Annotated in this window: 27 protein-coding genes and 1 other RNA gene; 9 read left to right on the forward strand and 19 right to left on the reverse strand. The window is 54.8% G+C overall.

The features are described from left to right. The first annotated feature begins 44 nt into the window (after positions 1-44). Positions 45-1,973 carry an FAD-dependent oxidoreductase gene (locus ACFSW5_RS15680; protein WP_379274871.1) on the forward strand — a complete coding sequence of 643 codons (1,929 nt, stop codon included), beginning with the start codon at positions 45-47 and terminating at the stop codon, positions 1,971-1,973. A gap of 127 nt (positions 1,974-2,100) precedes the next feature. Here ACFSW5_RS15680 and ACFSW5_RS15685 read toward each other — a convergent pair whose 3' ends face one another. Next, positions 2,101-2,298 carry a YwbE family protein gene (locus ACFSW5_RS15685; protein ID WP_379274873.1) on the reverse strand — a complete coding sequence of 66 codons (198 nt, stop codon included), beginning with the start codon at positions 2,296-2,298 and terminating at the stop codon, positions 2,101-2,103. A gap of 131 nt (positions 2,299-2,429) precedes the next feature. On the opposite strand from ACFSW5_RS15685, the gene ACFSW5_RS15690 reads away from it, so the two are divergent. Further along, the gene (locus tag ACFSW5_RS15690) at positions 2,430-3,875 is read left to right on the forward strand and encodes a DEAD/DEAH box helicase (RefSeq protein ID WP_379274876.1); all 1,446 of its coding nucleotides are present in this window, start codon (positions 2,430-2,432) and stop codon (positions 3,873-3,875) included. Positions 3,876-3,988: 113 nt separating this feature from the next. Here the strand turns inward: ACFSW5_RS15690 and ACFSW5_RS15695 are convergent, their stop codons facing one another. From ACFSW5_RS15695 to ACFSW5_RS15715, 5 genes are all read right to left on the reverse strand, one after another. Continuing rightward, positions 3,989-4,780, reverse strand: coding sequence for a Cof-type HAD-IIB family hydrolase (locus tag ACFSW5_RS15695; RefSeq protein ID WP_379274879.1), 792 nt, complete (start codon positions 4,778-4,780; stop codon positions 3,989-3,991). Between the two features lie 40 nt (positions 4,781-4,820). Then, positions 4,821-5,579 carry a pseudouridine synthase gene (locus ACFSW5_RS15700; protein ID WP_379274881.1) on the reverse strand — a complete coding sequence of 253 codons (759 nt, stop codon included), beginning with the start codon at positions 5,577-5,579 and terminating at the stop codon, positions 4,821-4,823. A 1-nt stretch (position 5,580) separates the two neighbouring features. Next, complete coding sequence (locus ACFSW5_RS15705) at positions 5,581-7,257, reverse strand: RsmB/NOP family class I SAM-dependent RNA methyltransferase (RefSeq protein WP_379274883.1); 1,677 nt, start codon at positions 7,255-7,257, stop codon at positions 5,581-5,583. 294 nt (positions 7,258-7,551) lie between these two features. Further along, entirely contained in the window at positions 7,552-8,355 is an 804-nt protein-coding gene (locus ACFSW5_RS15710) for a GTP pyrophosphokinase (protein WP_379274885.1), read from the reverse strand. 17 nt (positions 8,356-8,372) lie between these two features. Then, entirely contained in the window at positions 8,373-9,470 is a 1,098-nt protein-coding gene (locus tag ACFSW5_RS15715; RefSeq protein WP_379274887.1) for a quinone-dependent dihydroorotate dehydrogenase, read from the reverse strand. A 174-nt stretch (positions 9,471-9,644) separates the two neighbouring features. Here ACFSW5_RS15715 and ACFSW5_RS15720 point away from each other — a divergent pair, with 174 nt between their 5' ends. Continuing rightward, on the forward strand, positions 9,645-9,785 hold the full coding sequence (locus ACFSW5_RS15720) for a hypothetical protein (RefSeq protein WP_379274889.1): 141 nt from the start codon (positions 9,645-9,647) through the stop codon (positions 9,783-9,785). A gap of 9 nt (positions 9,786-9,794) precedes the next feature. Here ACFSW5_RS15720 and ACFSW5_RS15725 read toward each other — a convergent pair whose 3' ends face one another. The 3 genes from ACFSW5_RS15725 to ACFSW5_RS15735 form a co-directional block, all read right to left on the reverse strand. Next, positions 9,795-11,162, reverse strand: coding sequence for a L,D-transpeptidase (locus ACFSW5_RS15725; RefSeq protein WP_379274891.1), 1,368 nt, complete (start codon positions 11,160-11,162; stop codon positions 9,795-9,797). A 146-nt stretch (positions 11,163-11,308) separates the two neighbouring features. Next, positions 11,309-11,542, reverse strand: coding sequence for a ferredoxin (locus ACFSW5_RS15730; protein ID WP_379274893.1), 234 nt, complete (start codon positions 11,540-11,542; stop codon positions 11,309-11,311). Between the two features lie 279 nt (positions 11,543-11,821). Further along, positions 11,822-13,051 carry a DNA polymerase IV gene (locus tag ACFSW5_RS15735; protein ID WP_379274895.1) on the reverse strand — a complete coding sequence of 410 codons (1,230 nt, stop codon included), beginning with the start codon at positions 13,049-13,051 and terminating at the stop codon, positions 11,822-11,824. A 280-nt stretch (positions 13,052-13,331) separates the two neighbouring features. Here ACFSW5_RS15735 and cimA point away from each other — a divergent pair, with 280 nt between their 5' ends. Beyond that, positions 13,332-14,945, forward strand: coding sequence for a citramalate synthase (gene cimA, locus ACFSW5_RS15740; RefSeq protein WP_379274897.1), 1,614 nt, complete (start codon positions 13,332-13,334; stop codon positions 14,943-14,945). 67 nt (positions 14,946-15,012) lie between these two features. On the opposite strand, the gene ACFSW5_RS15745 is transcribed toward cimA, so the two are convergent. Continuing rightward, on the reverse strand, positions 15,013-15,546 hold the full coding sequence (locus tag ACFSW5_RS15745; protein WP_379274900.1) for a TlpA family protein disulfide reductase: 534 nt from the start codon (positions 15,544-15,546) through the stop codon (positions 15,013-15,015). 144 nt (positions 15,547-15,690) lie between these two features. On the opposite strand from ACFSW5_RS15745, the gene ACFSW5_RS15750 reads away from it, so the two are divergent. After that, positions 15,691-16,155 carry a Mov34/MPN/PAD-1 family protein gene (locus ACFSW5_RS15750; protein ID WP_379274903.1) on the forward strand — a complete coding sequence of 155 codons (465 nt, stop codon included), beginning with the start codon at positions 15,691-15,693 and terminating at the stop codon, positions 16,153-16,155. Here the strand turns inward: ACFSW5_RS15750 and ACFSW5_RS15755 are convergent. Genes ACFSW5_RS15755 through ACFSW5_RS15765 form a run of 3 tightly spaced genes read right to left on the reverse strand, consistent with a single transcriptional unit; the run spans position 16,141 to position 19,340 of the window. Beyond that, positions 16,141-16,878 (reverse strand): exonuclease domain-containing protein, encoded by a 738-nt coding sequence (locus ACFSW5_RS15755; protein WP_379274905.1) that lies wholly within the window; start codon positions 16,876-16,878, stop codon positions 16,141-16,143. The genes ACFSW5_RS15750 and ACFSW5_RS15755 overlap by 15 nt on opposite strands. Positions 16,879-16,892: 14 nt before the next feature. Beyond that, complete coding sequence (locus tag ACFSW5_RS15760) at positions 16,893-17,960, reverse strand: DUF294 nucleotidyltransferase-like domain-containing protein (protein WP_379274907.1); 1,068 nt, start codon at positions 17,958-17,960, stop codon at positions 16,893-16,895. 27 nt (positions 17,961-17,987) lie between these two features. Next, positions 17,988-19,340, reverse strand: coding sequence for an ammonium transporter (locus tag ACFSW5_RS15765; protein WP_379274910.1), 1,353 nt, complete (start codon positions 19,338-19,340; stop codon positions 17,988-17,990). Positions 19,341-19,719: 379 nt separating this feature from the next. On the opposite strand from ACFSW5_RS15765, the gene ACFSW5_RS15770 reads away from it, so the two are divergent. Further along, complete coding sequence (locus tag ACFSW5_RS15770; RefSeq protein ID WP_379275186.1) at positions 19,720-20,151, forward strand: MerR family transcriptional regulator; 432 nt, start codon at positions 19,720-19,722, stop codon at positions 20,149-20,151. Positions 20,152-20,419: 268 nt separating this feature from the next. Beyond that, complete coding sequence (locus ACFSW5_RS15775; protein WP_379274912.1) at positions 20,420-21,106, forward strand: zinc metallopeptidase; 687 nt, start codon at positions 20,420-20,422, stop codon at positions 21,104-21,106. A gap of 62 nt (positions 21,107-21,168) precedes the next feature. On the opposite strand, the gene ACFSW5_RS15780 is transcribed toward ACFSW5_RS15775, so the two are convergent. Continuing rightward, a complete protein-coding gene (locus ACFSW5_RS15780) occupies positions 21,169-22,089 on the reverse strand; it encodes a LysR family transcriptional regulator (RefSeq protein WP_379274914.1) in 921 nt (306 codons plus the stop codon). A 25-nt stretch (positions 22,090-22,114) separates the two neighbouring features. Continuing rightward, the gene (locus ACFSW5_RS15785) at positions 22,115-22,765 is read right to left on the reverse strand and encodes a rhomboid family intramembrane serine protease (RefSeq protein WP_379274916.1); all 651 of its coding nucleotides are present in this window, start codon (positions 22,763-22,765) and stop codon (positions 22,115-22,117) included. A 104-nt stretch (positions 22,766-22,869) separates the two neighbouring features. Here ACFSW5_RS15785 and tpx point away from each other — a divergent pair, with 104 nt between their 5' ends. Further along, complete coding sequence (gene tpx, locus ACFSW5_RS15790) at positions 22,870-23,388, forward strand: thiol peroxidase (RefSeq protein WP_379274918.1); 519 nt, start codon at positions 22,870-22,872, stop codon at positions 23,386-23,388. 57 nt (positions 23,389-23,445) lie between these two features. Here tpx and ACFSW5_RS15795 read toward each other — a convergent pair whose 3' ends face one another. The 3 genes from ACFSW5_RS15795 to ACFSW5_RS15805 form a co-directional block, all read right to left on the reverse strand. Continuing rightward, positions 23,446-23,838 (reverse strand): DUF1499 domain-containing protein, encoded by a 393-nt coding sequence (locus tag ACFSW5_RS15795; protein WP_379274920.1) that lies wholly within the window; start codon positions 23,836-23,838, stop codon positions 23,446-23,448. Between the two features lie 164 nt (positions 23,839-24,002). Next, positions 24,003-24,185: non-coding RNA, 6S RNA (gene ssrS, locus ACFSW5_RS15800), on the reverse strand. 78 nt (positions 24,186-24,263) lie between these two features. Beyond that, a complete protein-coding gene (locus ACFSW5_RS15805) occupies positions 24,264-25,016 on the reverse strand; it encodes a YesL family protein (protein ID WP_379274922.1) in 753 nt (250 codons plus the stop codon). Positions 25,017-25,176: 160 nt separating this feature from the next. Between ACFSW5_RS15805 and ACFSW5_RS15810 the strand changes: the two genes are divergently transcribed. Continuing rightward, positions 25,177-25,284, forward strand: coding sequence for a YjcZ family sporulation protein (locus tag ACFSW5_RS15810; RefSeq protein WP_379274924.1), 108 nt, complete (start codon positions 25,177-25,179; stop codon positions 25,282-25,284). A gap of 95 nt (positions 25,285-25,379) precedes the next feature. On the opposite strand, the gene ACFSW5_RS15815 is transcribed toward ACFSW5_RS15810, so the two are convergent. Then, the gene (locus ACFSW5_RS15815; protein WP_379274926.1) at positions 25,380-26,930 is read right to left on the reverse strand and encodes a DEAD/DEAH box helicase; all 1,551 of its coding nucleotides are present in this window, start codon (positions 26,928-26,930) and stop codon (positions 25,380-25,382) included. Positions 26,931-26,987 lie beyond the last annotated feature (57 nt).

Genomic DNA, 26,987 nt, shown 5'->3' on the forward strand with positions numbered 1-26,987 from the left:
GTTAGGCAAAAACGTTCAGGAATGACACAGGAGGAATTCGTCGCTTGAGAACTAAACTGCTGGCCGTTTGGTCCGTCATTATTCTGGCGGGCGCAGCGATGCTTACGGGTACATACGCCGCGATGTGGTATTGGAATCATGGAGCACGTTCGGACGTCGAGCTGGTGAGCGAACCGCTTCTTGCGGTCGAATCGGCGCCAACGTTAAAAAGCGGTTACGACGTCATTGTCGCCGGAACCGATCCCGAAGGCGTCATCGCCGCGGTATCGGCCGCTCGCAACGGGCTTTCCGTTCTGCTCGTCGACGGAAAAGGCCGGGACCGGTTGGGCGGACTTATGACCGTCGGGGAGCTGAACACGCTCGACTTGAACTATTCCCCTTCGCAATCTTTTTTCCGTAAGCTATTGGGCCGCTACACTTATTTGAACAAAGGGCTTTTTCAAGAATGGTACGCCATGGTCGAAGGGTCTTCGTTTGATACCCGTACGGCCGCCAACGCGTTTTACCGGATGGTAAAGGCGGAGCCGAATATCGACCTGCTGATGAAAGCGCAGCGGATGGAACCGATCGTGGGCGGAGCGTCCGGCCGGAGCGTGACCGGCATGCGGATTGTCCGCGAGGACGGCGCGGCGGCCGAAATTGCCGCCAAAGCGGTTATCGACGCGACGCAGGACGGCGACATCGCCGCAGCGGCAGGCGCGCCGTACACGGTCGGACGGGAGGATATCGGCAGCAAGGACGAGCTGATGGTGGCTACGCTGGTCATCCGCATGAGCGGCGTGACGCCGGAAAGATGGTCGAAGCTGGCGCATTACGAGGACGCCGATTATGACGAAATGAGCATATGGGGTTATAACAAGGCGAAAGACTACGTAGCGAGCGACCCTTCGCGGATCAAAATGCGCGGCCTGAATATCGGCCGGCAAGCCGACGGCACGATCCTTATCAATTCGATGCAGCTGTTCGGCGTCGACCCGCTTGATCCGGAATCGGTCAAGGAAGGCATGAAGGCCGCCCAGGCGGAAGCGCCGCGCATCGCCGAATATTTGAAGCAAACGTTCGAACCGTTCGCGGAGCTGGAATATGCCGGCACGGCGAGCGAATTGTATATCCGGGAATCGCGCCACATTATCGGAGAATACCGGCTGAAGCTGACGGATTTGCTCGAAAACCGCGATCATTGGGATTCTATCGCCTACGGCTCTTATCCGATCGATATCCAAAGCACGAACAAAGGCGGCATGGGAACGATTCTAATGAAACCGGAGCAATACGGCGTGCCGTTCCGCACCCTTGTGCCGAAGGAGATCGACGGCCTTCTCGTCGTCGGCCGCGCGGCCAGCTTCGATACGATTCCGCACGGCAGCGCCCGCGTCATTCCGCTTGGCATGGCGACGGCGGAAGCCGCAGGCGCCGCCGCCAAACTCGCGATCGAGGAAGGCGTCACGTTCCGGGAATTATCGAAATCGGAGCTTTCGATCCAAAAGCTTAAGCAGATGCTCAAGAACCAAGGAATGGATTTGAAGATGCAGCGTATCGGCAAGCAGCCGTACCAGGAGCACCCGGACTACAACGGGCTGGTCGCCGCGGCAAGCATGTACCTCGCCTCGGGCGGGTACGATAACGACAGCTGGAAACTGGACGAGCCATCCAACGCGGGACGATATTTAAACCAGCTTCGGCAAGTCAAGAAGCTTCATGCGGACGAGCTGCCGGGAGACCCCGCCTTGCCTGTCGCATCGATCGGCGAACCGGTCAAGGAGCCGCTGTCGCTTTCGCTGGCCACCTCGATGATGGCCTCGTTATGCGGCCTGGATACCGATAAGGAAGAGGCCGTATCCGAACTGACGAGCCGCGGCTGGCTGACCGAGCAGACCATCGACTCCATCGGTGATCCCGAGCGGCTCACGAACGGCGAAGCGTATTTGCTGATCTACGATATGGCCGTATCCAAGCTTGGCATGACGTTCTGACCGGCAACGAAAGGCCGGCCTCTGCAGATGGCAGCGTAACAACGCTTCCCCGCGGCGGCCGGCCTTATTTGCGCTTATACGTGAGTTCCAAGCATGCCGTTGTTTTATGCTCGGAACCGTTTAGGGCTTACTCCTCGACAATATGCTTTACCCTGCCGACTTGCCCGTCCGTCAGCCTTACTTTAATGCCGTGAGGATGGGTCGCGGATTTGGTCAGAAGCTGGGCGACCGTTCCTCTCGTCAGCTTCCCCGTCCGTTGATCCTGCTTCAGGACGATATCGACAAGAAGCCCGGGCTTAATCCGGGATCGTTCCGTTCCGTTCATGGTCCTTTACATCCTTTATTTGATCATTATGTTATCCAACAGCATAACACAGCTTGCGGCAAGATGCACTTCGGCGGCGCAAATGTTATACTAGTCGCTATACGACGTAATGAAATGAGGAAATTTGGAAAATGTCAAACGCTTTTGCTTCACTCGGAGTACAAGAGGAGCTTGTTCGTCTCCTTCGAAATAACGGCATCACGGATCCTACGCCGATCCAGCGCGAGACGATCCCGCTTCTGCTTGCGGGAGAAGACGTCATCGCCGAGGCGCAGACGGGCACCGGCAAGACGGTCGCTTTTATTCTGCCGATGCTGCAGCGGATCAACGTCGAGAAAGATCAAGTGCAGGCGCTTATTTTGACGCCGACGCGCGAGCTGGCCATTCAAATTACGGCCGAGCTCAAAAAGCTGGCGCCGGCCGTCGGAGCCTCCGTGCTCGCCGCTTACGGCGGACAGGACGTCGAGGCGCAAATCCGCAAGCTGGCCAATGCGCCGCATATCGTCGTGGCGACGCCCGGCCGGCTGCTCGACCATATGCGCCGCGAGACGGTGAGTCTCGGCAAGCTGAAAATGCTGGTGCTCGACGAGGCCGACCAAATGCTCCATATGGGCTTCCTTCCGGAGGTCGAATCGATCCTTTCCCGGACGCCGCGCGCACGTCAAACGATGCTGTTCTCGGCTACGATGCCGGACGCGGTTAAACGGCTTGCCGCGGATTATATGAAAGCGCCGACCGATATTCAAATCAAAAGCGAGCGCGTAACGCTCGACAATATTAAGCAGATTGTCGTCGAAACGACCGACCGCGGCAAGCAGGCCGCTTTATTCCGCCTGATCGAGCAATACCGCCCTTATTTGGCGGTGGCGTTCTGCCGTACGAAAATCAGGGCGAAAAAGCTGAACGAAGCGCTTCTGGAGCACGGCATCGCTTCTGATGAACTGCACGGCGACCTGACCCAGGCGAAACGCGAGCAGGTGATGAAGCGGTTCCGCGAAGCGAAGCTGCAGGTGCTGGTGGCGACGGACGTCGCGGCGCGCGGCCTTGACGTGGAAGGCGTGACGCACGTCTTCAACTACGACGTTCCGCAAGACGGCGAAACCTACATCCACCGGATCGGACGGACCGGGCGGGCCGGGCAATCCGGCATGGCCGTTACGCTGGCGACGCCGTACGACCGGAGAAACCTGCAGATCATCGAAGAGAGCATCCACGCTTCGCTTGAACGGCGCCGCTTGGACGAAAGCGGCAATATTGTGCGGGCGACGGCCGAGACAGGACGCGTCAGCGGCCCATCCCGGCAGGCTTCGGCCCGCGGCGAAGGCGGGCGCGGCGGCGCCTCGAGAGGGGGCGCAAGCCCGCAGCGCGGCAAAGCCAAAACGCGCCCTGACGCGGCCCAGGCGGGCGCCCGCAAGCGCTCCGCCGGAGAAGGCGCTTCGGCCGCGGCGGCCAAAGGCGGCAAAGCCGGCAGCCGGGGCAACAATGCCCGCCGCGGCCCGGAGAGCAAGCAAGGCGGCCGGGGCGGCGGCTCCCGCGGCAGGTCCGGCCAAGCCGGCAGGCGCGGGCGCGGCAAATGATCGGAGCGCCGCGGCGCCAAGCGACGCGTTGAAATACGGCACTACAAAACAAACCGCCGGGCTTTGCCGCCCGGCGGTTTGTTTTGTCCAATAAAGGAGCGCCTTCCCGGCGCTTACGCGTATTGCCGCAGCGCTGCGGCAACGCCGTCCTCCTCGTTGCTTCCGATGACGGCGTCCGCCGCTTCTTTTACCCGTTCGGGCGAATTGCCCATTGCCAGCCCCAAACCGGCGAACGTCAACATATCGATATCGTTGTAGTAGTTGCCGATGGCCAGCACGCGAGTGCGGTCGATGCCCCTTGCCCGGGCAAGCTGTTTCAGCGCCGCTCCTTTGCTTGCTTCCGCATGCTGCACGTCGATAAAGAAATCCCCGCTTCGGATCGATTGCAAATGAGGGGTCCATCCGCGCCAATCCGCTTCCACCCGGTCCATCTCCTCCTTCGAGCCGAACACGGTAAATTTCAGCAGCCCTTCCGGCACCGGGCTTCCCGGCGCAAGCAGCTTCGGCTGCGCATAAAAACGGCTGTACATTTCCTCGGCTTCCGGCGTCATTCCTTCCACCATCATTTCAAAGGCGGTGTTGAAATCGAAATGGATGCCGTTGTTCCGGGAATAAATCAAATAGGGCTCCAAATAAAGAGGATCGATGGCATATTCGTGCAGAACCGTCCGGCGGACGGAATCGATGGTCGCGGCCCCGTTGTGCACGATCAACGTCCCGCTTAGACCAAGCTCCTCCATCACGGGCAGCGCGCCCGACGGGCCCCGGCCCGTGCAGAGCACGATCTCGGTCCCTCCGGCCGCCGCTTCGCGGACCGCATCTTTCGTATCGGCCGTCAGTCGGTGATCGTCCGTCAGCAGCGTTCCGTCCACGTCCAGCGCAATTAAATCGAATTGTTTACCCATTACGTTTCTCTCCCCGATTCTCTATTTTCACTGAGCCGTCCTATGACCGCTTGACGCCGCGGTGGGCGCGGAGCAGCTCCACTTCCTCCTCGGTCAGCTCGCGGTACGTTCCTTCCGGCAGCGATTCGTCAAGCCGCAGCGGCCCCATCGATACCCGCTTCAAATACACGACCTTCTTGCCGACCGCTTCGAACATCCGCTTCACCTGATGGAATTTCCCTTCCTTGATCGTAAGACTCACGGTTGATTTCACTCCGGACGAAGCCGTTTCCTCCTTGCCCGTTATATGCAACTCCGCCGGCATCGTCTTGTAGCCGTCGTCCAGCACGACGCCTTCGGCGAAAGCTTGACGGTCGGCTTCCCCCACGTCGCCCTCGACGACAGCCTCGTACGTCTTATCGACGTGCTTGCGGGGCGAGAGCAGCTCGTGCGCCAGCTGCCCGTCATTGGTGAGCAGCAGGAGGCCGACCGTATCCTTGTCGAGCCGCCCTACCGGAAACGGCGACAGCAGACGGTCCTCCTCCTCCAGCAGATCGATAACCGTCCGCTCTCTCCCGTCCTCCGTCGCCGAGATGACGCCAGGAGGCTTATTCATCATCAAATAAACGGTATCCCGGTATATGACGGTCTCTCCCCGGAACCGTACGTCGTCCGCGTCAGGATCGACCGCAAGCCCGCTGTCCTTCGCGACGACGCCGTTTACCGTAACGGCTCCCAGCTTCACTTCCTTTTTGATCTCGCTGCGCGAGCCGAACCCCATATTGGACAGCAGCTTGTCCAGACGCATTTTTTTGGCCATGCTACAACACCCTCCATCCCGCCGGCAGCTTGTTTTTAAGCGTACCGTCGGCGTAGATCCCCCATCCGATCGGGTAACCGTCGACGCAAATGAGAATATAACCGCGAGGCGATCCGTTCCTCCCGCCTTCGTCCGCCCGGTCGGCCGGCACGATGTCGGAGCTGTCGACAAACAGCGTTTCCCCTTTCAAATAACGGATCAGCTGCTCGTCCTCCGGCGCCCAATTCAGCGACCATGCCGCCTGACCCCGCTTCAAACCGAGCGCCAGCGCCTGAGAAGGCGCAAACCTTCCTTTTTCGGCATCGCCGATATACCAGCCGGGCCGGACGACCTTAAGCCCTTCCAGCTCCGGCACGCCAACCGGCTGCAGAAACAGCCTTGCGCCGTAAGCGATTATTCTGGCATCCGGCTCCGGTACGCCGCGCAAAACATCTCTTGCAAACGCCGCCCATGCTTCCGCGGGATCGAAGGACGCCTCCTTCGCGAACTTGGCGCTTTTGCCAAGCCGGCCGCCGCCGGCCGGCTTGCCGCCGCTCCGCCGCTCTTTGACGCCGGCGCGAATATAAGCCTCCTCGCCGGAGTGCCGGTTATAGCGCTTGTCCGCTCTGTCGGCTCCGCCGCTTGCCTTTTTCCCTTTGAGCCCCCAAGACGCTTCTTCCTGCGGCTCCGCCCACGGACGGTCGGCACCGGCCGGATCGGCGGCATTTGTTCCGAACGGCCCGGCCTCCGCCTTACGGCGCAATACCGCCACATAATGCCCTTCGCCTTTAATCCAGTGCGGCCACAGCCTTACGGTCCCCGCCGTCGCTTTGACCGCTTCCTCCCACGCGGCGTCGCCGTCCCGCTTCTCCTCGATCCAATCCGGCCGGCCGCGGCGCCAGCCGTCCTTCAGCTCGGCCTCCATAACCTCAAAGTCCGGGCGGTCGACGAGAAACCGGGCGATTTGGGCTTCGTTTTCTTCCGGAGCGAAAGTGCAGGTCGAATACACGAGCCGGCCGCCCGGAGCGAGCAGATCCGCCGCATGGCGCAATATATCGTGCTGCATCTTCGAGCATACTTCCACTTTGTACGATTCCCATGCCGCAATCATCGATTCTTCCTTGCGGAACATCCCTTCCCCCGAGCACGGCGCATCCACCAAAATCCGGTCGAACCAGCCGGCGAATTTAGGAGCGAGGTTCGACGGCTCTTCGTTTAAAATAACGGCGTTGCGAACGCCCGCCAGCTCGATATTTTTCGCAAGCGCCTTCGTCCGCTCCGCCCCGTTGTCGTTGGCGACAAGAACGCCTTTTCCCTGCAGCTTGCCGGCGATTTGCGTCGATTTCCCGCCGGGAGCCGCGCACAAATCAAGCACGCGGTGGCCCGGCCGCACGTCAAGCAGCTCGACGGGAGCCATCGCGCTCGGCTCCTGGATATAATATAATCCCGCATTGTAATGCGGGTGTTTGGCCGGGCGGTCGTCACGGCTGTAGTAATAGCCGGTCGGCGTCCACGGTATCGGCTTCGCCGATTCGGCGATCGGCGACAGTTCCTTCCAGTCTTCGGCGTTTATTTTTAACGGATTGATGCGAAGCCCGTAAAGACGAGGCTCGTCGTAAGAAGCCATAAAGCGGTCAAATTCCCCGCCCAGCAGTTCCTGCATTCGTTCCACGAACGGCTGCGGCAAATCGGTTTTCATTGCTGGATCCTCCCAGAGGTTTTTGTATATCATTGCCCGTTTAAGAGCGAACAAAAAACTTCATCGAAGCTTAAAAGGCTGCGGCAAAAACCAAACCTCCAGCCCGCGGCCGCGGGCTGGAGGCTTTATTTTTACCACATCGGAAAGCTTAAGTTTCGACCTCGACTTTCCGATTGGCGATAAGTAAAGCTTAGGCCGAAGCCCGCTCGTGTGGCGGCCCGGCTTGAGCGGCAGCTTTTCATGCCGAAAAGAATCTATGTTCCTTGCCTTCCGTAAGCTCGGATGAAGTTGTTCTCACGTCACGTTGTTCCTTTTGGCTCGAACAATCGCTTCTTCGACATCCATCGAAAGCTGCTTTAAGCCGTATAAGTCCTCGGCCTCCCACAGCTCCTTGAACCGCAGCTGGAACTGCGCGGCTTCGCGCACTCTCCGGTAAAAGTATAAATCCTGAATGCTGTTCATCACTTTGGACACGACGTTCGAGCGTTCCTCGAAATCGCGCTGCGCGTCCAATATTTCGTGCCGGATGCTGGACATCTCCTCGTCCAGCTTGAAAGCCGCCTCCGAAGCGTTCTTCAAACGCAGCTTCACGTCTTCCGGCAATGCTTCTTTATATTTATAATTCAGCGAGTGCTCGATCGTCGCCCAGAAGTTCATCGCCAGCGTACGGATTTGAATTTCGGCCAGCACGTTTTTTTGTCCGAGCGCGGTTTGCACCGGATATTTTACGATCATATGGTAGCTTCGGTAGCCGCTTTCCTTGTAATTGGTAATATAATCCTTCTCGTAAACGAGCGACAGGTCTTTACGGCTGCGGATCAGCTCCGCTACCCTTCGAATATCGTCGACGAACTGGCACATAATGCGTATGCCCGCAATATCCTCGATGCCCTGCTCCAGCTGATCCGGCCGCACGTTAAGCCGTTTGGCCTTCTCCATAATGCTCGATATTTTTTTCACCCGGCCGGTGACAAACTCTATCGGCGCGTACGCCTCCCGCATTTTCAGCTCGCTGCGCAACGTCTTGAACTTCACTTTCATCTCTTCCACCGCTTGTACATACGGCTGCAAAAATACGTTCCAATCTCTTCCGTCCATCCGGCCGCCTCCAATCTCTATTGATGATCTGCTCCAACCGCTTCGGCAATGCCGCGGTAGCCGTCCTTTCGCATCAGCTCCAGCAAACCTTCCGTCAGTTCCCGCGTAATTTCGGGGCCTTTGTAAATAAGTGCAGTATAAATTTCAACGAGCGACGCACCCGCGCGAATTTTATCGTATGCATCGGCCGCCGTAAAAATGCCGCCGGAGCCAATAATAGGCAGCTTCCCGTTCGTCTGCCGGTAGACGGCGCGAATCACTTCCGTCGAGCGGTCGCGAAGCGGCTTCCCGCTAAGCCCGCCGGTTTCCTTCGCATTCGCGTGCGTAAGGCCCGAGCGGGATATCGTCGTATTCGTGGCGATAATGCCCGCGGCGCAGCTTTGCCGGATCGTGTCGACCGTCAGCTCGAGCTGCTCGTCCGTCATGTCCGGCGCAATCTTGACCAGCACCGGCTTCGGCTTGCCGCCGTGCTTCGCCGCCTGCCGTCCGAGCTCCTCCTCGACGGCTCCAAGCAGCACCTTTAGCTCGTCGCCGTGCTGCAGAGCGCGCAGGTCAGGCGTGTTCGGCGAGCTTATATTCACGACGAAAAAATCGCCGTGCCCGTAAAGCGCCCGGATGCACGCCTGATAATCCTCGTGGGCGCGCTCATTGGGCGTCGTTTTGTTTTTGCCGATATTGACGGCGATCGGTATGCGGCGGAGCTTTCGCTTGGCGAGCCGAACCGCCATCTCCTCCGCGCCGTTATTGTTGAAGCCCATCCGGTTGATCAGCGCTTCGTCGGCCGGCAGCCGGAACAAGCGCGGCTGCTCGTTGCCGGGCTGCGCCTTCGGCGTAACCGTGCCGACTTCCATAAATCCGAAGCCGATACTGGTGAAGCCGTCCGTCGCCACGCCGTTTTTGTCCAGCCCCGCCGCAAGCCCGACCGGATGCGGAAACTTGAGGCCGAACAACTCCACCGCCAGCTCCGGCGCCGCTTTTACGCCATACATCGCCTGAAGCAATCCGTTCATGCCGGGTACTCCGCTGGCCGTCTGCAAGCCGTCTATGACCAGATGATGCGCCTTTTCGGCATCCATCCGAAATAGAAAAGGCTTTGCCATATTTTGATACAACAACTTTGTTCCACTCCGTTCTGAAGATTAGTCCTAACTGACAGTTTATCATTTTTTGCGCCAAAAAGAAAAGAGCGGACCTCCCCGATGTCAGCTTTTCGCACAGCATTGCGGCCTTGTCCGAAAACGATTACAATAGATTCATTCTAATATAATGAATAGAAAGGTTGATCGATAGTGAGCAGCGCGAAAAGAAAGCCGCCCGTCATGAAGACGAAACCGCAAGAGGAAGTGAACAAAAAAGGACTCATCTGGGCCGGTTCCATATTCGGCGTCGTTCTGGTCGCGGTAGTGGTCCTCCTTATTGTCGGCCAATAATCAAGGCGATTATTGCAGCCACTCATACACCCGATCGGGATTGGTCTCGTCCTGACCGCGCCCCAGCCGGAACCGGTTTTCCGGCGGCTCGGCGGAGTCCGGCGGAACCGATCCTTTTTGTATCGTCACCTTCGTTCCCGGCGGCACCATATCGTAAAGCTCCTCCAGATCGGCCCGCTTCATCCGGACGCACCCCAGCGACTCGTCGAGGCCGATGCTGTCCGGCTCGTCCGTCCCGTGAATGGCGTATTGGCTGCCGGACAACACCAGTCCCCTGCTGCCGTACGGCCCTTTATCCGTGCCGTTCGGGTTTTTCACTTTTTCCGTAATGACGAATTCGCCTTCGGGCGTGAGATCGCCGCCAAGCCCCACCTCATAGCTTCTGACGACGATATTGCCGCTGACGACGGCCAGCCGGTGGGTTGATTTATCGACAACGACGGCGAGCGGCCGAACGTCCAGTTCGGACGGATCAGAGCCGGGCACCGGATTCCGGGATCCGGACTGCGCCTGTGCCGCATCGGCCTGAACGGGCTCGGCCGTCCGCTGCATATGCCGCAGCAGCGGAGCGAACTGCTCCCGCATGCCCGGTCTTTCTCCGGACAACACGTTATCCGGGTAGGGACGAATCATCGCCTCCAGGGAAGACGGCCACTGGCCGGTCATCCGGCGGTAAGCTTGAATCGCGCTCGCCAGCACCCACCTCGTTTCCTGTTCGTAGCTCCAAGCGTCAAGCAGCTCCTCCATATCCCCGGCGGGAGCAGGGATACAATCGCAGGTTTCGGCATCGTAGAGCCTCACTTCGCGTAACGCTCCGTCTTGGCCCGTTTGGGCCGACATAAGCAGCTTCCGGTCGCCGAGCCATAATCTCCACTCGCCGAGCTCCTCCAGTTGAACGGCCAGCACCGTCTCATAATCGCCGCCGAGAGAAACCATTTTGCCCCATGACGACCCAAGCGGGTCTTCAGCCTTCAAATCCGCCAGTACGACGGTCCCCGGCTCCTTACCCGAATCCGGCTCGTTAACGGCTTTGTAAACCGGACTGTCCGTTTCTCCGGTGTCCAACGCTCCCGGCGCCGATGCGGTTAACAGAAGCAACAAACCGGCGATCATTGCCGTTCGCCGTCTGAAGCGGCGCGCTCTTTTCCGTTCGTTCCATTGTTTTAGCTGCTCCAATTCCCGCTCTACGGCGGCCAGCGGATGGCTTCTCCGTTCGAACGCCTCGTAAATTTCGCCGGCTTGCATGTAGCAATAGTTGGCCTTCGCTTCCTTGCCTTGCCCCTCATATTCCTTGCCGAGCAAATACCAGGCCATTCGATTGTCCGGATGCTGCTTGACGAACAGCTTCAAATAATAGATGTTTTCCTTCTCGTCCATCCGAAGCCTCCCTTGTCGGTATGTCCTATCTCTGTTATCGGCAAAACGTGCCCGCGAGTTCATGACGGAGACTGCCTCCGCCCAATTCGGCATTGACAAAAAAAAAAGAGCCGTTCCTCACCTCAAGGAACGGCTCTTCGTATCGATTAATTAAAAGGCTCGTCGGCAATGCGGATCGAATCCGTCGGGCATCCGTCGCATGCGTCCTGCATGTCGTCCCACAGATCCTCAGGGATTTCCGTTACCCCTCTATTGCCGTCGTTATTGTATATAACTTCGGCGAGACCTTCGTCGTCGTAGTCGTAAATGTCCGGTGCCGTTGCGCCGCAAGCGCCGCAAGCGATGCAAGTGTCCTTCTCGACCCAAGTAAATTTAGCCATTTCTTTCCCTCCCGAATAATGTACAGAACACAGCTTTTCTCTTTAAAATATAAGGATCTATAAATTTGCTTTTTTATCGCCTTATATTTCTCGCGGAAACGGCCAGCCTATTTGACTAGGACTGGAAAAACGCTTCTGCTTGCAAGAATTTGCTTGTTTTGTGCAATGAATATACCCTAATCTTCAATATATAACAAGTCGCAAGGCATTTTCAACCATACCGTAAAAGATTGCGGTGGATTTATCATTTTTCCCAAAATCCGATGGCTCGTTTGTGCATCATTCATTAACGTCTTCCGATGCTTTCGGCGTCCTCGTTGACGAGGCCATGCTTGCCGAACGGACGGCGTGCTCCCCGAATTTGTTCCTGAGCTTGTCCATGACATCGGCCAATGCGTCCTTGCGTGGCTGCTTTTCGTATTCGAACAAATCAAGCTGCACGGCCGTTTCGGCCTCCTCCGTCAAGCTTTGCAGCGTGACGCCCAATAGCCGGATCGGGTCGCCCTCCCGCCAATGTCGGTCAAGCAAATTCAACGCTTCCTTATAAATATCCGCCGTATGCCGGATTGGCGAAGGCAGCGTCCGCGAGCGGGTAATCGTCGTCATATCCGGCCTCCGCAGCGTAATTTGGACCGTTCCGGCTATGAGCCGCTGCGCCCGAAGCCGGCGTCCCGCGCGGTCGGACAACTCCAGCAATATGCGAGCCGCTTCTTCGCGGCCGGTTACATCGGCCGGCAGGGTCGTCGTATGGCCGATCGATTTGCTCGGCCCGTCTTCCGGGTCGACGGGAGAATGATCGATGCCGTTCGCGGCAAGCTTCAGCCATTCCCCGTATACGCCGAAGTGCCGGACCAAAAAAGACTGATCGGCGGCGGCAAGCTGACCGATCGTCGTTATATTTAACCTTCTTAGCTTCTCCGCCGTTTTTCTGCCGACGCCGAACAACGTGTCGCACGGCTTGTCCCACATTAGCGCGGGCATATCCCGGATGCGAAGGATCGTAAGCCCGTTTGGTTTCTTCATGTCGGAAGCCATCTTCGCCAGAAGCTTGTTGGGGCCTATTCCGACGGAGCAAGGCAAGGAGCATTCCGTCTGTATTCTTTTTTGAATCGTTTCGGCGATTTGAATCGGAGTACCGAACAACCCCGACCCCGTAATGTCCAGATAACATTCGTCGATCGAAACAGCTTGAACGAGCGGCGTATATTGACGGGCAATCGCCATAAACCGTTCCGAATATTTCCGGTACAAGCGAAAATCGGGTTTAATCATAATCAGTTCCGGGCATAGCCGAAGCGCTTCCCGAATCGTCATTCCGGTCCTTACTCCTTTTGCCCTGGCGGCATAGGAGCAGGTCACCAGAATCCCTTTGCGCTGCTCGACGCTTCCGCCGACGGCCGTCGGCTTGTTTTTATACTTACCCGGCTCCTCCGCTTCATGCACCGAACAATAAAAAGCGTTCATATCCAAATGAAGGATGACGCGACCGCCTTTTGTTTCCTGCTTCATCGCTTTCCTTAAGCCTCCCGCGAGCAAAAAGCTTTGCCGACCGTTTCCGATGCTTCAAGCATACCTCCGATTATTCGGCAAGGTCAACTTCCTTCCCGCTCATGTTTCGGGTAACCGTGCGTATACATTATTGTAGTAATGCGTTTATGCATTATCTCTGCGCCACGTTCCACCGCGATGAAAAAAATTACGCCATCTCTCTACTTTCCAGCGAACAAATGGTATAATACTTTAATACGAACTTGACATGGGTTTCAGTAATGATAGGAGGCGTCCCGGCATGACCATCAACATTTCCATATTTGACACGACATTGCGCGACGGCACGCAAGGCGAAGGAATAAGCTTGTCCGCGGAAGACAAATTGAAAATCGCCGCAAAGCTCGACGCTCTCGGCGTTCATTATATTGAAGGCGGAAACCCCGGCAGCAACAGCAAAGACATCGAGTTTTTCCAGCGCGTCAAGCAGCTTGGACTATCGGCCAAAATTACGGCATTCGGCAGCACGAGGAGAAAGAACAGCGTAGCCGAGCACGACACGAGCTTGATGCGGATCGCGGAATCCGGCGTCAAAGCGGCGACGCTGGTCGGAAAGTCGTGGGATTTCCACGTGCACACCGCCCTGCAGACGACGCTTGAAGAGAATCTTTCCATGATTTACGACTCCATCGCCTTTCTGAAGCGCAACGGAATGGAAGCTTTGTTTGATGCGGAGCATTTTTTCGACGGCTACAAAAACAATCCGGAATACGCGCTCGCCGTACTGCGCAAAGCGCAAGACGCGGGGGCGGATTGGATCGTCCTGTGCGATACGAACGGAGGCACGATGCCCGGAGAAATTCACGACATCGTTACCCGTGTCCGCAGCGAGCTGACCGCCGACATCGGCATTCATACCCATAACGATTGCGAGCTGGCCGTTGCCAATTCCCTTGCGGCCGTTCAAGCGGGCGCCCGCCAAGTGCAAGGCACGATCAACGGCTACGGAGAACGCTGCGGCAATGCCAACCTGTGCTCGATTATTCCGAATTTGCAGCTGAAGCTTGGATATAACGTGCTTGGGGACGACCAGCTTAAGACGCTTACGGGCACGGCCCGCTACATCAGCGAAATCGCCAACGTCCATATGCCGGTCGGGCAGGCTTATGTCGGAAACGCGGCATTTGCCCATAAAGGGGGCATTCACGTATCCGCCATCCTCAAGGATTCCAAGACGTACGAGCATATTCAGCCGGAGCTGATCGGCAACAAGCAGCGAATTCTCGTATCCGAGCTGGCGGGACAAAGCAACATCGTATCGAAAGCGCAGGAAATGGGCCTGGACGTCAATGCCAACAACGAGAAAACGAAGCAAATTATCGACCGGATCAAGGAGCTCGAGCATCAAGGATACCAATTCGAAGGCGCGGACGCATCCATGGAGCTTCTGCTTCGGGAGGCCTTCGACGGAACGAAAGAAGCGTTTAAAGTCGAATCGTTTAAAATGCTTGTCGATCGGGGTAACGGCAGCATGGTATCCGAAGCGATCGTCAAGCTGAACGTGGACGGAACGCCGGTGTACACCGCGGCGGAAGGCAACGGTCCGGTCAACGCGCTGGACAACGCTTTGCGGAAAGCGCTGCTTCCGTTTTATCCGAAAATCGACGAATTCCATCTGGCCGACTATAAAGTCCGCGTCCTGGACGAAAAGGGCGCGACGGCCGCCAAAGTGCGGGTGCTGATCGAATCGGCCGGCCCGGACAACACCTGGAGCACCGTAGGCGTCTCCAGCAACGTAATCGAAGCCAGCTGGGAGGCGCTTGTCGACAGCTTCCGTTACGCCCTGCTTCACATGGATAAAGTGGACGTCGTTCCCGCCGATCAGTCCGAACGCGTCGGTTTGGTCAATCAGTAACGGTCGGGTTCATTTTACGAAAAAACGGTGCGGAAGGCTTGTTCGCCTTCGCACCGTTTCTCGTTTTTCAAATATATTTCTCGATTAGACGTTCCCATTCTTCGTATGGAATGACCCCGTTTATCCGTTCGCGGATAACGCCGGATTGGTCGATGAGAAACGTCGTCGGAAAAGTTTCTACTTTGTAAGTATCCGTCACGTTGCCGTCTCGGTCCATGAGAATGGGAAAGGTCAGTTCATGATCGGCAACAAATTGTCTTGCCGCTCTTTCTTTATCGTATTTTGTCGAATTTAGCCCGTACATGATCAGCTTGCCGCCGTATTTCTCATAGATCTTCTGAAGATCCGGCGCTTCGAGCTCGCAAGGCCCGCACCAGGACGCCCAGAAGTTGACGAATTGGAGCTTCCCTTGCCCGCCTCCGACCGGATGCGGCTGCTCGTCCATATCAGGCAAACGAAAAGCAAGCGACTCCGATCCCGCCTTCGGCTTGAAGCCTTCCGCGGACAACGCCGTTTCGGAGCCGCCGCCCGCAAAGTAGAAATAACAGGCAAATGCGGCAAGAACGAATGCGGTTGCAAAATAACCGGCTGCTTTTTTCATCATAGTCCTTCCTTCATTTCCATTTTCTATGGCCTCATCGTATCACGGAGCGGATACGGCCTGCAAGTTATCGGCCGACTATACGGGTTCGCCGCTTGGTAACCGCCCCTTTACTATTCGAAAAATCGGAAAGGAACATGCATCGTGAACCGCCATAAATATTTTGCATCCATAACCAAAGAAGCGCTTGAGGATATGCTTAACGATTGCGTATCGCGATATCCCGAAGAAGCCTGCGGAATGCTGGGCGGCATTTACGAATCCGAAAGCCGATCCTGGATCGTACAATCCGCGATTCCGATCGCCAATGTCCATCCTACCCCGGGGACGGCTTTCGCTTTTGATCCCGCATCCTGGATCAAGCACTACTTTGGCATGACGAATAACCGGCAGCAATTTGCCGGCATTTATCATTCGCATCCCAGCGCGCCTCCCGTTCCTTCCGTAAAGGATGAAACGGGGTTCGCTTTCTCGCAGCCCGAATTGAACTACTGGATTATTTCCTTCCCTTCCGACCCGCGAGCCGGCCGCAGCCATAACTTGCCGCTCGTTCAGCCCTACCGCTTCGCGGACAATGCGTTTTACCCCGTTCCTTTAATAATTGCTTAAATAAGCGTACAAATCTCCGAGCGTTACGATCTGTCTTTCTTTGATTTTCCGCAAATAGATTTGCCACAGCTTCGCCGTCATCAGCGAATCCTCCAGCGCATGATGGCGCTGCGTAATCGGAATGCCGTTGGCGGCCAGAACTTCGTCCAATCCGTAGCTCTCCATCTTCGGTTCCAGCCACTTCCCGACCAGCATCGTATCCAGTACGCGGTGATTCAAGCTAACTCTCGACGTCTTCCACAAAGCGGCATTCAGAAACTGCTTGTCATGCCCCGCAGCATGGGCGATCAGCAATCTTTTGCCGACAAACTCCATAAAATCATGCAGCGTTTGCATTAAATCCGGAGCCTCGCCTGCCATTTCGTTCGTAATGCCGGTAAGCTCCGTAATCGAAGCCGGAATGCGCCGTTTCGGGTTCACGAGGCTGTAGAACGTTTGCTCTTTGTCAATCCGATCTCCGATCATTCGAACGGCGCCGAACGATATGATTTCGTCTCCGTTTGCGGCATAAAATCCGGTCGTTTCCAGATCGAATACGACATATTCCATTTCCGACAGAGGCGTCTCCAGCATCGGCTGCTTGCGCTGTTCTTTATTGATGGATCGGATGAAGGCCATTTGTTGCGCGTTCTGAGAGCCGAGAATCGAAGCGATGGCAGGCGTAACGCCTCCCATCTTATAGAGGTTCCACATCCGTCCGACGCCTTTCGGTTGATCATTCATGAATAAGCACCGCCTTACTTGAACCTGCCCATAGTTTGCTTATACACTTCGCGCTGAAGTTTTTTCCCGATGCGGAGCCCGCTTTTCAGTTCGTCCGTCATTTCCTTGGACAGCTTCGAGCTCGCCAGCTTTCCGTTGTTCGCATACCAGCCGTTCTCCCGGATCGTCATCGTCATTAAGCGGAGCCGGACAAAAAGCCGGAACGCTTGCTCATATTTCAAGCCTTCTTCCTGCTTGATCGCTCCCGTTTCCACCAGCTTCCTCAGTCTGGCGAACGTGGATGTCTCCTCGACGCCGGCCCGGATCGCCATAAGCCGAATGGCGTTGACCATCGGAATATAAGCGCCGTATTTGATATCCAGGCTCCCGGCATTTTCGCCGTATCTCTCCTTCAGCAGTTGTCCGAATACGTTAAGCAGCACCTTATGGCGCATCGTATTGTCCAGCATCCGCTTTACGATCAGAGGATGATCCAGCGTGTCGTTGAAATAATGGCGCTTCAATCGCTTCGCCAAATCGTGTTCCCCGTATACCGACCTGCAATCCGCTATAATAAGCAAGTAGCGGACCGACTCCCATGCCGGTTCCGAAAACCATCCGTTCAGCTTTTCTTTCCACTCTTCCAGGCTTAAGCACCATTCCGGATTGTCGCTTAGCACATTGCCTTCGCACGGCGGATAACCGACCCGCTTCAAATAATCCACGACCGTTCCCGCCAGTTGCAAAAAATATTGCTTTGCCGCAGCATGGTCCGCCGCAGGCTCCTCGTAGATCAGACCGCTGTCCTGATCGCTGGATAGCGTCTGCTCGATGCGCCCTCCGCTGCCGAACAATAAATAAGCATATGGCACGGGGGGAGAACCCATCCCCAACCGTGCCATTTCCGCTTCCGCGAGCTGTACGGCACGGCGGATCACCGCGTCGTGCAGCTCGTTGAGTTGTAGATTAAACTGTTCGACCGGGCTAGTCGGGAGTATCGCCTCCATATGCTCCTGCGCTTGCAGCCTCAAGGCGCGCAGCACATGGACATCATCAGCGGACCCGATTTGTTTAAGCAATTGTACCCGTAACGGATCGGCCATCCGATGTTCTCTCCCCTCGGTCTTCTATTATCCTTGAATGCCTTGGCCCTTTTTCATTTGCTCAGGATAACCGTAAGCCCCGTGCTCGCTGATGTCAAGACCGACGATTTCTTGCTCCTCCGTTACGCGGAAGCCGATGAACATTTTCATGACGCCTAGAACGAGGAAGGAAGCCGCCATGACGAACGCGCCGCAAACGACGACGGATTCGAGCTGAACCCACAGCTGCTTGAAGCTGCCCGTATCGATCAAGCCGCCTTGGCCGATGCCCACTTTCTCAGCCAGCTCGGTCGTAGCGAAAATACCGTTGGCCAGCGTTCCCCAAATACCGGCGATGCCGTGAACGGACAAAGCGTAAATCGGATCGTCCACTTTGATTTTCTCGAAAAACTTCGCGCTGAATACAACCAGGATGCCGGCTACAAGACCGATTACGACGGCGGCCCAAGGTTCGACGAACGCGCAAGATGCCGTAATGGCAACGAGGCCTGCAAGCGTGCCGTTCAGCGTTGCGGTAATGTCGGCTTTGCCCAGAATCGCCCAAGAGGTAAGAAGCGACGCAACCGCCCCTGCGCCTGCGCCAAGCATCGTCGTGAAGCCTACGTAAGCGAAAAATCCGTCGCCGATCGCTACCGTGGAGCCGGCGTTAAAGCCAAACCAGCCTACCCACAGAAGAAGTACGGACAGTGCCGTAAACACTTGGTTATGTCCTTGAATTTCGTTGGCGGAACCGTCTTTATTAAATTTGCCGATACGCGGTTTCAGCAATACCGTTGCCGCGAACGCCGCGATGGCGCCGGACAAGTGAACGACCGTCGAACCTGCAAAGTCTTGCGCCCCGTCATTGAACAGCCAGCCGCCGCCCCAGATCCAATGCGCGACGATCGGATAAATCAAACCTACGAAGAAAATCGTAAAAATAAGGTAAGAAGACAATTTGGCGCGTTCCGCGAAGCCGCCCCATGCGATGGAAAGCGACACGATGGCGAACGCAAGCTGGAACAGCCAGTATACTGCGGAAGGATAGTTGTCGCCTTCCCCCGCTGCGAACGGCGGGCTATAGAAAAAGTCTCCCCAGCCGATAAACGCGTTGCCGCCGCCGAATGAAATGCCGTAGCCGATAGCCCAGTAAACCAGAGCTCCGAGGCCTGCCGTAAAGATCGTTTTGCCGGCGACGTGACCGGCGTTCTTCATACGGGTCGATCCTGTTTCAAGAAGGATGAAGCCGCCTTGCATCAATAATACAAGAACGAATGCGACCATTATCCAGAGCGAGTTCAAGCCCATGTTGAGCGTTGCGCCCGACGGATCTTCGGCGAACGCCATCGCAGGGAATAAAACGCACAGCAACCCCAAAGCTAACACCATTTTTTTAATCAATACGACCACTCCCTAAATGTGATATTCCCTAACATGAGAGGAAAGACTTAATGACATTATAGTCAGAAATACTTAGTTTGACAATACGGAATCTTCTTGTTCTTGCAAAAAATCTAACGTTCGTGCCTCTACTGTATACGAACGTTAAGTTTTTTCACGGTTAACGTCTGTTTGAAGGAGCTAGAAGTTTAATTTTTCGCCTTTTTTGATTAGCATCGCGGCTCTTCGAATCTATAAAACGTCTCCGTTTTACCGCGAGAAAACGTCCATGTAACACGTTTGACTGTATGGTTGCTTTCCGATTATTATTAATTAAGGAAAGGTTGAAGCGATCGACTTTGCGATTTTTTATTTAAACGAGGTGAGCGAATTGAGGGAAATGAAGCAGTACCGCATAGGAGAACTTGCAAAGCTGGCTTCCGTCAGTTCCAGAACGATCGATTATTACACGTCTTTAGGCCTAATCGAACCATCGGGGCGATCGGAAAAAAATTACCGCCTTTATAACGATGAAACTTTAATCCGGCTTAAACGTATTGAACAAATGAAAAAAGACAAATTTACATTAGATGAGATTAAAGCAAGCCTGGACGAATGGAGCAAGGTTTCGCCCGCAGAGCAAGTTTCGCAGAAGCTGGCCGATCTGGAGCTTCAATTGACCCGGCTGCAGCGGGAAGTAAAGGAGCTTGAGCCCGTCATTAAAACGTTGAAGCCGAAGCAGGCCAACAAATTTTACACGAGGGTCGTCCCGCAGACGATCGCTTGCATCGAAGCGCTTATGATTTTAATGAACAAAAATAATTTAATGTAAATCAACATTTTGCTTCGGAGTAGATCGGAAGAGCGTGGCTTCGCAAAACTGACCGTAGGCTTCCGAAGCGAGATTTTGCTGCGAAGCATATTCAAAGGAGCATCGCTCCGCAAAACTAAGCTAAGGCTTCCGAAGCGAGATTTTGCTGCGAAGCATATTCAAAGGAGCATCCGCTCCGCAAAACTAAGCTAAGGCTTCCGAAGCGAGATTTTGCTGCGAAGCATATTCAAAGGAGCATCGCTCCGCAAAACTCTTAGGAGGAATGAAGATGTTTTTTCACCCGATGGATTTTCTGATTCTAATCGCATTCGCCGTATCCATATGGGCTCAGTTCCGAGTGAAAGGAACGTTCAACAAATGGTCGGAGGTTCCGGCTTCAAGCGGCATTACGGGCTATGAGGCGGCAAGGCGGATCCTCGATGCGAACGGTCTTTACGACGTGCCCATCGAGCCGGTGCCGGGCAGGCTTTCGGACCACTACGACCCGATTCACCGCGTCGTGAGACTGTCCGAACCTGTATATTACGAAACCTCGATCTCGGCGATCTCGGTAGCCTGCCATGAAGTCGGGCATGCGATCCAGCATAAAGTGCATTACCCGATGCTTGTGCTTCGCCACAAAATTTTTCCGATCGTCAACTTCGCTTCCGGTCTTGCGCCGTTTTTGCTTCTCGCGGGATTTCTGTTTCAAGCGACCGGCCTGATCGGCATCGGCATTATATTCTTCAGCGCCGCCGTTGCCTTCCAATTGATTACGCTGCCGGTTGAATTCAACGCGAGCAACCGCGCGAGAGACATTATGGTCGCCGAAGGATTTATTACGAACGAAGAGGAACGCGGCGTGGCGAAGGTGCTGAACGCAGCCGCCTTGACGTATGTCGCAGCCGCTCTGATCTCCTTGCTGGAGCTCATTAAATACATCATGATCTTCACGAGTGCGAGAGAAGAAGATTAATATCTCCGGATTTGACACAAAAAAAGCTTTGCGAACCTGAACCGGTCCGCAAAGCTTTTTTTCTATTCGGATGCATGATTATCGTTCTGCGGAAACCGCTCGGCAAAGTATTTCAGCAGGAAATTGTGGAACACTTTGGCGACGAGCGGCAGCTTCTCGTTGGAGCGGTGAATGATGCCGATCGTCCTTGTTACTTTGGGAGACAGCAAACGAACTTTCGCGGGCTGCAGCGGTCCCGTATGATACAACGCCATCTCGGGCAGCAGGCTGACACCCATTCCCGCGGCAACGAGTCCCCGTATCGTCTCCGTCTCCTCTCCTTCAAAGCCGATCTGAGGCGTAAATCCGGCCTCCTGGCACGCTTCCCATACGATAGGCCGAAGCGAATACCCTTCGCCGAACAAGACGAATACTTCATCTTTTAATTGAGATAAATGGATCGCTTCCTCGCCCGAAAGCGGGTGACCCGGGGGCAGAATCGCATACAGTTCTTCCGTCAACAGCACTTCGCCGCAAAGCGCTTCGTATGATTCCGGAAACGGCGAAATAAAAGCGAGGTCGATCTCCCCTTTCAGCATATCCCTGATCAGCGAAGGATACATGCCTTGCCGGAACCGAAACTTCACATTCGGATGAAGCTTGCGGAAGGAAGCGACAACCTGCGGGATAATCGATACGCCCAAGCTGTGCGGGAACCCAAGCCGAATCTCTCCTTTCTCGGGATCGAGAAACTCATGAATTTCGACGATGGCCCGATCGAGATCGGCAAGTATCACTTCCGCCCGCTTCAGAAACAGCTGTCCGACGGGAGTCAGCTGCAAATTTCTCCCCTTCTGCAGGAAAAGCTTAACGCCCAGCTCCTCCTCCAGCTGATGAATTTGCCGGCTGACCGCAGACTGCGCGACATGCAGCTCCTCTGCCGCTTGCGTCACATGCTCTTTTTTGGCTACCTTTACAAAATAATAAAGCTGACGAAGTTCCATGTCTTTCCCTGCCTAGTGGATATAGTCAATAGTGCCGGCCGAAGCGGCGTTTGCGGGTCATCAGGCGGTCAAACAAGCCGAACAGCAGGAAGCCTGCGACGCCGCCGCCGATATGCGCCCACACATTAATGGTCGGTATAAGAAACGAGTAAATTAACCCCGATGCTAAAATCATGTACACGGTCTTGCGAGAGCCTGCGTCGAGCCAGGACTTGCGGAAGACGGCCAGGAACAAATAAGCGCCGTAGACGCCGTAAATCGCGCCTGAGGCTCCGACGGACAGCACGTACGGCCTATCAAGCTGCACCGTCATGAACGCGCTTGCGAAATTCGCCGCAACGCCGCACAGCAAATAAAAAAACGCGTATCGGACATGTCCGGTAAGCCTTTCAAGAGGCGGGGCAAAGACGAGCAGGGCGAACATGTTAAACAGCAGATGCTGCACGCCCGAATGCATGAACATCGAAGAAATATAGCGATACGGCTCCATTAGCCCGTAATCGTCAAGGCCGGGTTCGGCGTAAAAGGCGCCGTATCGAAGAAGGTGCATCGCATTTTCCGTGCTTCCGGCAATGGCTACGATTATAAAATAAATCAAATTTGCGGCGATAATGGCCGACGTAACCGGGTATTGCTTCAAGTATCCGCGAAAGCTTTCATACCGTAAAAAAATCATCGCCTATTCCCTCCTTCTGTCCGCCGTCCGGATTGGACAATCCTTCATTCAAACGATTATAATGGGTGTGGGTTTCAATAATCGTTGCGAGGAGGATACATATTATGTCTCAAGAACGTACTGGTGTTGCCGCATTAAAAGGCAATCCGCTTACATTGATCGGCCCGGCGCTCAAAGCCGGAGATAAGGCGCCTCAGTTTACGCTCACCAAGTCGCTTGGAGAAACGGCTTCATTACAGGATTTTGCCGGCAAGGTTAAGCTGATCAGCGTCATTCCTTCGATTGACACCGGCGTATGCGAAGCGCAAACGCGCCGCTTCAACGAAGAGGCCGCAGCTCTTGGCGACGGCGTTGCCGTCATTACGGTAAGCGTCGACACGCCGTTTGCGCAAGCGCGCTGGTGCGGCGCGGAAGGCGTCGATAAAATCGTTATGCTCTCTGATTACAGAGATCATACGTTCGGCGACGCTTACGGCGTCTATATTAAGGAATTCGGTCTCGACATGCGTTCCATCTTCGTTATCGATGCCAACGACACGATTCAATACGTCGAAATCGTGCCGGAAATGTCCGAGCATCCGGACTATGACAAAGCGATCGCGGCCGTTAAAGCTTTATTGTAACGGCTAGTCGCAAATAAAGCGAGTGAAGGTTATCCCTTCCTCGCTTTATTTGCTTTTTTAGACGCCGTTTGTTTTATATTGGGATAATTTCTTGTCCAGCGTACGATATATATCAAGAATAACTCTGTAGTTCGATCCGAGGTCGCCCAAATTTCCGCGCGATGCGGAATAAATATCGACAGCGGAGGTTACGGGATTGACGCTGATAACGGATACAGTAATGTCCATCGTGCGTCCGAAGCCCGTTTTTTTCTCCATGACGATTTCTCCTACGTTCGGAACTTCGTGAAGCACTTTATAGCCTTGCATCTTTTTTAACGTCGAAAGCACTTCCTCCCAAGCCCTCTCCTTGGATAACTTGTAGAAATGCGACTTAAGCGCCGGGTCTTTCGCTTTGTCCCCCGTCATTTCATGACTGCGCAGCAGCCCGATTAAGGTCCGCTTCAACAACAGAGATCTCCCCCTCTTGCTATATGTACGTTAGCGTTTGACACGATGAACATGCATGAAAGACGATACAAGCGGAAACTTTGCCGTTCGATTCTAAGAACGAACCGTTTTTGTTCGAAAGCGAAGCCATTTATATATAACATATGAAATGTTAGATCTTAAAAAAGAAACCCGCCTATGCCGTCCGACTCACATGTTTCTGAACCCGCTCTCGCAGGTGGGTGTTCGCAAAAACGCTTTTGAAGTCCCTTTTAGAGGGCATGTCAGCTACGTTTCAATGTAGAACTCCCGTGAAACAGCCATTGGTTCAAAACAACGAAGAGCCGAAACGAACATCGCAGGATGTATTGAGTATTATATCCCTTTATGCCTCAAATGTAAACCGCGCGGGGCGGATTGCCTGAAGGTACCTGCTTTTCGAAGGTTTACTTGTTGTCCGAAGAATGCTCGGTCAGCTCCGGAAACTCGTCTTCCTCGCTCGTTTGCTTCGCTTTCTCCGCTTGCTCCTGCAGCTTCTGATAAATGATATAAAAGTTCCAGAAGGACAAAAAGGCGATAACGCTTCCCATAAAAAACGGAATAAGAAACGTAAACTGCATGCTGAAATAAACGACGACCCCGCTCATCAACGCCGTGCTGATCGAACGGAACGGCTTGCCGATCGTGATCAGAATCGCGTTTTTAAGCAGTTGAAACGTTTTCATATGATAATGAACGGTCATCGAAAAAAAGTTAAAAACGGATACGACAAGCAGCAGCAAAAAGGCGATAAAAATGTAAGAAATAATACTGTTAAACTGATTTTTGTAAACCATGAAATCGACGATCAGCACGACGAATATAACGGTATACAGAAGGCCGCCCAGCATGCTTTGCTTGTAGTTTTCCTTGTAGCCACGGAAAAAGGTTTTGATTAACGGTACGTCAACTTCTCCCATCACCCATTTGCGGGCCACGGTAAACATTGCAGCGGTAGCCGGAAAAAAGAAAAACGGCGACACGATAGCGGTTACAATCAAAGAGGAGTACAATTGGCTTTCGTCTTGCGCCCATATGACTCCCATGGCGAAGAAAACAAACGGAATGGAGCAAACAAGCCATAAAATATTGGTGACCGAAAGCCGCATGATCCATTCGGATATACGGTAAAAGCCACCCATGATTCCTCTCGGTTCCATTTCATCGGCCTCCACTTCAAGTAGTTTGGTTGTTGACCGGCATGCCCGCCCTCCCGAAAACGCCCAATTTTATCCGAATATGGGCATCCGTCTAGACGGCGAATACCTATTTGCATAGGATATAGTGTTCATCAATCAGGTTCAGTAAGGAGGCTGCTCCATGGGCAACTATAGTGGTTACGGCGGCGTATGGTCTTCTACAGGAGTGATTCTCGTTCTGTTTATCCTGCTCGTCATCATCACCAAATCGTTTAACAACTTCTATTAAAAGCTAAACCGCAGTACATGTGAGAAAATAACGGGGGAGCCGTCCGGCGAACGAACGCCGGCGACTCCTGTTCTACTCCCGTTAACGAATACGCCCTACTCTTGGTTGGCGTAGTCGGCCGACGGCTTGCCCGAACGGCGTTCGCCGCCCCGGTAATCACGGTTTTTGAAGCCGTCGCGGCTTCTGCCGTCCTGGCCGCCGCGGTATCCGCCGCCGCGCTTGTCGTCGCGTCCGCCGCGATAGCCTCCGCCGCCGCGGTTGCCGCCGTACGAGCTGCCGGAGAAGCGGCGACCGTTCGAGCGGATGTCCGGTCTGCGTTTTTTGGCGCGGATCGGATCCTCCGGCGTAAGCTCGATCGCTACGTCCTTCTTCTCGCCGGTTAGCAGCTTGATGGCTGCCGCAAGCAGATGAACGGAATCGTATTGCTCCAGAAGCTGGATGGCGATGCCTTTATATTCGTTGAAATTGTCGTCCTGGATCGTATCCAGAATTTTCTCGGCCGTTACGCGCTGCTTGCCTTCAATCGCCTCCGCGATGCTTGGCAGCGGCTTGCGCGTAATTTTGTGGCGGGTCACCTTCTCGATGAAATGCAGATGATCGACCTCGCGAGGCGTAACGAACGACCATGCCGTGCCTTCCTTGCCGGCGCGTCCCGTACGGCCGATGCGGTGTACATAGCTTTCCGGATCTTGCGGAAGGTCGAAGTTAATAACGTGGCTTACGCCCGAAACGTCCAGACCGCGCGCTGCAACGTCCGTCGCTACGAGCACGTCGATGCTGCCGTCGCGGAACTTGCGCATCACGTTGTCGCGCTGATTTTGCGACAGGTCGCCGTGCAGGCCGTCGGCGGAGTAGCCGCGCTTCTGCAGCGCTTCGCTAAGCTCGTCTACGCGGCGCTTCGTGCGGCCGAAAATAATCGCAAGCTCCGGAGACTCCATGTCGAGAAGACGGCAGAGCGCATCGAATTTCTGGCGTTCATGCACTTCGATGTACGATTGGGCAATCGTCGGCGCGCTTACCTGCTTCGGAATAACCGATACGTGCTCCGGATTTTTCAGGAATTGCTGCGCCAGCTTCTGGATATTCGGCGGCATCGTAGCCGAGAACAGCATCGTTTGCCGGTCTTCCGGCACCTGGCTCAGAATCGTTTGAATATCTTCCATGAAGCCCATATCCAGCATTTCGTCCGCTTCGTCCAGCACGACCGTCTTCACGTCTTCAAGGCGGATCGTCTTGCGGTTAATGTGGTCAAGCAGCCGTCCCGGGGTGCCGATAATAATCTGCGGCCGTTTCTTCAGCGCGCGAATTTGGCGTCCGATCTCTTGTCCCCCGTAAATCGGCAAGGAGCGAAGCCCTTTGAATTTCGTCAGTTTTCCGATTTCCTCGGCCACCTGGATCGCAAGCTCGCGTGTCGGCGTCATAATGAGCGCAACGATTTTGTCCTCCGTAACCGGGATCTTGTTAATCAACGGAATGCCGAACGCGGCGGTTTTGCCCGTACCCGTCTGGGCTTGACCGATCAGATCGCTTCCTGTCAAAGCTATTGGAATGGATTTGTCTTGGATTGGGGTCGACTCCTCGAAACCAAGCTCCGTAATCGCCTGCAACACTTTCGGTTCCAGGCCAAATTCAGCAAATGTTTTCAAATCTTTCTCATACTCCTTCTATCTGCAGCCTACTTGAAAATATCCAAACCATTATAG

Origin of the sequence: Paenibacillus thailandensis (assembly GCF_042685365.1) — a bacterium.
In the GTDB taxonomy this organism is placed as follows: Bacteria; Bacillota; Bacilli; order Paenibacillales; family Paenibacillaceae; genus Paenibacillus_AP; species Paenibacillus_AP thailandensis.

Excerpts from the sequence above, each read along its gene's own strand:
- ACFSW5_RS15685 (WP_379274873.1), bottom strand. The coding sequence starts at position 2,298 with ATGAACGGAACGGAACGATCCCGGATTAAGCCCGGGCTTCTTGTCGAT.
- ACFSW5_RS15690 (WP_379274876.1), top strand. The coding sequence starts at position 2,430 with ATGTCAAACGCTTTTGCTTCACTCGGAGTACAAGAGGAGCTTGTTCGT.
- ACFSW5_RS15695 (WP_379274879.1), bottom strand. The coding sequence starts at position 4,780 with ATGGGTAAACAATTCGATTTAATTGCGCTGGACGTGGACGGAACGCTG.
- ACFSW5_RS15700 (WP_379274881.1), bottom strand. The coding sequence starts at position 5,579 with ATGGCCAAAAAAATGCGTCTGGACAAGCTGCTGTCCAATATGGGGTTC.
- ACFSW5_RS15705 (WP_379274883.1), bottom strand. The coding sequence starts at position 7,257 with ATGAAAACCGATTTGCCGCAGCCGTTCGTGGAACGAATGCAGGAACTG.
- ACFSW5_RS15710 (WP_379274885.1), bottom strand. The coding sequence starts at position 8,355 with ATGGACGGAAGAGATTGGAACGTATTTTTGCAGCCGTATGTACAAGCG.
- ACFSW5_RS15725 (WP_379274891.1), bottom strand. The coding sequence starts at position 11,162 with ATGGACGAGAAGGAAAACATCTATTATTTGAAGCTGTTCGTCAAGCAG.
- ACFSW5_RS15730 (WP_379274893.1), bottom strand. The coding sequence starts at position 11,542 with ATGGCTAAATTTACTTGGGTCGAGAAGGACACTTGCATCGCTTGCGGC.
- ACFSW5_RS15735 (WP_379274895.1), bottom strand. The coding sequence starts at position 13,051 with ATGAAGCAGGAAACAAAAGGCGGTCGCGTCATCCTTCATTTGGATATG.
- cimA (WP_379274897.1), top strand. The coding sequence starts at position 13,332 with ATGACCATCAACATTTCCATATTTGACACGACATTGCGCGACGGCACG.
- ACFSW5_RS15745 (WP_379274900.1), bottom strand. The coding sequence starts at position 15,546 with ATGAAAAAAGCAGCCGGTTATTTTGCAACCGCATTCGTTCTTGCCGCA.
- ACFSW5_RS15755 (WP_379274905.1), bottom strand. The coding sequence starts at position 16,878 with ATGAATGATCAACCGAAAGGCGTCGGACGGATGTGGAACCTCTATAAG.
- ACFSW5_RS15760 (WP_379274907.1), bottom strand. The coding sequence starts at position 17,960 with ATGGCCGATCCGTTACGGGTACAATTGCTTAAACAAATCGGGTCCGCT.
- ACFSW5_RS15770 (WP_379275186.1), top strand. The coding sequence starts at position 19,720 with ATGAAGCAGTACCGCATAGGAGAACTTGCAAAGCTGGCTTCCGTCAGT.
- ACFSW5_RS15775 (WP_379274912.1), top strand. The coding sequence starts at position 20,420 with ATGTTTTTTCACCCGATGGATTTTCTGATTCTAATCGCATTCGCCGTA.
- ACFSW5_RS15780 (WP_379274914.1), bottom strand. The coding sequence starts at position 22,089 with ATGGAACTTCGTCAGCTTTATTATTTTGTAAAGGTAGCCAAAAAAGAG.
- ACFSW5_RS15785 (WP_379274916.1), bottom strand. The coding sequence starts at position 22,765 with ATGATTTTTTTACGGTATGAAAGCTTTCGCGGATACTTGAAGCAATAC.
- tpx (WP_379274918.1), top strand. The coding sequence starts at position 22,870 with ATGTCTCAAGAACGTACTGGTGTTGCCGCATTAAAAGGCAATCCGCTT.
- ACFSW5_RS15805 (WP_379274922.1), bottom strand. The coding sequence starts at position 25,016 with ATGGAACCGAGAGGAATCATGGGTGGCTTTTACCGTATATCCGAATGG.
- ACFSW5_RS15810 (WP_379274924.1), top strand. The coding sequence starts at position 25,177 with ATGGGCAACTATAGTGGTTACGGCGGCGTATGGTCTTCTACAGGAGTG.